The organism is Aeribacillus sp. JST-2, from assembly GCF_056032925.1.
Genome location: NZ_JBVVUU010000082.1, coordinates 1 through 2,886, shown reverse-complemented (window position 1 = coordinate 2,886; position 2,886 = coordinate 1). Strand labels below are relative to the sequence as shown.

The window sequence follows — 2,886 nt, the reverse complement described above, 5'->3', positions numbered from 1 at the left end:
ACGTGGAGCAACTGCGGGAAGAGCAAAACCTCGGAATAGTCGATTGGATGACAACTATTTATGAATAAGGCATTTCTTTTTTGAGGTGTTTTGCCAAATCAACAATATTAATCTAACTCAATGAAACATTTATCTTGGAATTTTTGTTGAAAAATGGTTGACAATCTAACCATTAGCAGCCTTTTATATATGAATTTTACATGTAAGAAGGAGGAACAAAGTGATGGATGTCATTAATACGAGTCACTTAACGAGGAAATACGGGAAGCAATATGCGGTGAAAAACGTCAATTTAAACGTAAAAGAAGGCTCCATTTACGGATTTTTAGGTCCGAATGGAGCAGGAAAAAGCACAACTATTCGTATGCTTCTCGGACTGATCAAACCGACTAAAGGGAGTGTCAAAATATTCGGAAAAGATTTAGCAAAACATCGTATGGAGATTTTAAGTAAAGTCGGGTCGTTAGTGGAGACCCCTTCGTATTACGGTCATTTAACGGGATATGAGAATTTGGAAGCCGCCCGCAGGCTACTAGGTGTACCAGAAAAACGAATAGCTGAAGTACTAAACATCGTCCGACTGACAAAAGCAGCAGATAAAAAGGTTAAACAATATTCACTAGGAATGAAGCAACGCCTAGGGATTGCAACCGCTTTACTCGTACAACCTAAGCTCCTTATTTTAGATGAGCCGACAAACGGCCTTGATCCAGCAGGGATTCAAGAAATACGTGAGCTGATTAAAACGATGCCGAAACAACACAATATGACGATCATCGTTTCAAGCCATTTACTAGGTGAAATTGAACAAATGGCCGATCAAGTAGGCATCATCAATAAAGGCGAATTAATTTTCCAAGATTCCATCAATGTACTAAAAGAGAAAAGTAAACCAGCTTTGCACATTGGCGTCGATCAGGCAGAAAAAGCAGTTGCCTTCCTGAAAGAACAAGGTTACTATGCAAAGCTTGCGGGCACTAGATTAGTCATGGAGGACACAGATCCTGAACTTGTAGGTAAAATCAATTATGCACTTGTTTCCGAAGGGTTCTGGGTGTACAGATTGGAAGAAGTGAAACGATCATTAGAAGATATTTTTATCGAACTTACGGGGGTGGGTGAATCCGTATGATGAGCAAAGTAATAGCTTCCGAAATGGTCAAATACAAGCGGACATGGCTTTGGCTGCTTCCGTTGATCATACCATTCATTATAATTATTGCAAATGCTTTAAATATCTTTTTACGCTTTGACACAATTGTTCAACAAGTAGAACAGGATAGCATGACTATGTGGGACCCAATATGGATCTTTAGCTTTTTCCTCATACTCCTAGCCATTCCCTTAGAAGTAACACTCATCACATCAATCATTGCAAATGTAGAACATCAAGGTAACAGCTGGAAATCTATTTTTTCAATGCCAGTTTCACGATTTCACATATACGTCAACAAATTTGCATTGTCAACGGTTCTCACGATCATTTCAGGATTAATTTTAACAGTAGGAATTGTTTGCTTAGGCATGCTGCTTGGAAATGAATCTTTTCCTTGGACGTATATTCTCGGATTTTCCCTTCTTCCATTCTTGGCTGCTGTTCCACTTATTGCTTTGCAGTTATGGCTAGCGCTTATCTTTCAAAACCAAGCGATCCCGATCACGATTGGATCATTGGGAATTTTACTAGCAATACTTGGGGGCCAGCTGCCGTTAGGAAGATGGTTACCCTGGTCATTTTATGTGCAAGTGCTACCCTCGCCTAACCAGGAGATGGCTAGCTTGCCATGGGACATTGTCGGCACTAGCTTTATCATAGGTTTTATGATTCTTCTGGTTGGATTTATTCATTTTAGAAAAAAAGAATTCGTATAAGGAGGAAGAACTATGTTCTCCAACATTTTATCAGTTGAGCTTTTAAAAACGAAACGATCGGTTCTTTGGCCTCTAGCCCTTCTCGTCCCAAGTTTATCCATCTTCCTAGGGGTCGGAAATTTCCTTGTTAACGCAAGGGAATTCATCGGTCCAGATGATAATTTATGGGTTGAAGCATGGTCACAAGTTGTAATTTTTTACGGAATGATCTTTCTTCCCACTCTTGTTGGAATCTATGCCGTTACCATATGCAGGTTTGATCATTTAACAGGGGGATGGAAACAAATTTTAAGCTTTCCCATTTCACGCATCAAGCTTTATTTCGCTAAATTATTTATTTTATATTTACTGTTGGCCGTTACCCAGCTATCCTTAGTCGGTCAATATATTTTCATTGGTCACATCGTTGATCTCTCGGGAACGTTTGTATTAAAAGATTTTGTATTATATGGCCTATTTGGCTGGCTAGCTTCTCTACCGCTCGCTTCATTACAGCTATGGTTGGCCTTTAATTGGAGAAGCTTCGGACTCCCTCTTACAGTAAACATTGCCTTGACGATCCCGGTCTTAATGGTTAGTCAGACTCCGTATGCCTTTTACTATCCGTGGGCTCAGCCCTCGATGATGATGTCTCCAGCCTATGAACTTTTTAGACCTTCCTACGAAGAATTGTTCTCAGTATTTAGCGTATTACTTATTCTTTTTACTACCTTAGGGTTGCTCCACTTTAGAAGAAAAGAATTTGAGTAAGCTCGAGTTTTACTTGTGAATATACATCTCAGTTGAAATCGAGTAGGAGGGAGTGACTAACTCCCGACCTCTTACACCACCGTACGTACGGTTCCGTATACGGCGGTTCAATCAAATAAATGACGCTTTTCACCATATTTACTGTACAGGCTTTTCAGCCCTTAGCTACTCCAGTAAGAGTTGCCAACGGATTAACCCCCGAGTTTTGGACATAGTTACTCTTAGTCTATCTTTTTCTTAAAATAGCTCTCTTTTTCTTGATTA

At 39.8% G+C, this 2,886-nt stretch carries 3 protein-coding genes; all 3 read left to right on the top strand.

The features are described 5' to 3' along the window. Positions 1–223 precede the first annotated feature (223 nt). The 3 genes from AC0KTX_RS16540 to AC0KTX_RS16530 are packed head-to-tail and all read left to right on the top strand — an operon-like array spanning position 224 to position 2,622. Entirely contained in the window at positions 224–1,132 is a 909-nt protein-coding gene (locus AC0KTX_RS16540; protein WP_474253142.1) for an ABC transporter ATP-binding protein, read from the top strand. Further along, positions 1,129–1,872 (top strand): ABC transporter permease, encoded by a 744-nt coding sequence (locus AC0KTX_RS16535; protein ID WP_474253141.1) that lies wholly within the window; start codon positions 1,129–1,131, stop codon positions 1,870–1,872. Before AC0KTX_RS16540 ends, AC0KTX_RS16535 begins: the two co-directional genes overlap by 4 nt. Positions 1,873–1,884: 12 nt before the next feature. Continuing rightward, a complete protein-coding gene (locus tag AC0KTX_RS16530; RefSeq protein ID WP_474253140.1) occupies positions 1,885–2,622 on the top strand; it encodes an ABC transporter permease in 738 nt (245 codons plus the stop codon). Positions 2,623–2,886 lie beyond the last annotated feature (264 nt).

Excerpts from the sequence above, each read along its gene's own strand:
- AC0KTX_RS16540 (WP_474253142.1), top strand. The coding sequence starts at position 224 with ATGGATGTCATTAATACGAGTCACTTAACGAGGAAATACGGGAAGCAA.
- AC0KTX_RS16535 (WP_474253141.1), top strand. The coding sequence starts at position 1,129 with ATGATGAGCAAAGTAATAGCTTCCGAAATGGTCAAATACAAGCGGACA.
- AC0KTX_RS16530 (WP_474253140.1), top strand. The coding sequence starts at position 1,885 with ATGTTCTCCAACATTTTATCAGTTGAGCTTTTAAAAACGAAACGATCG.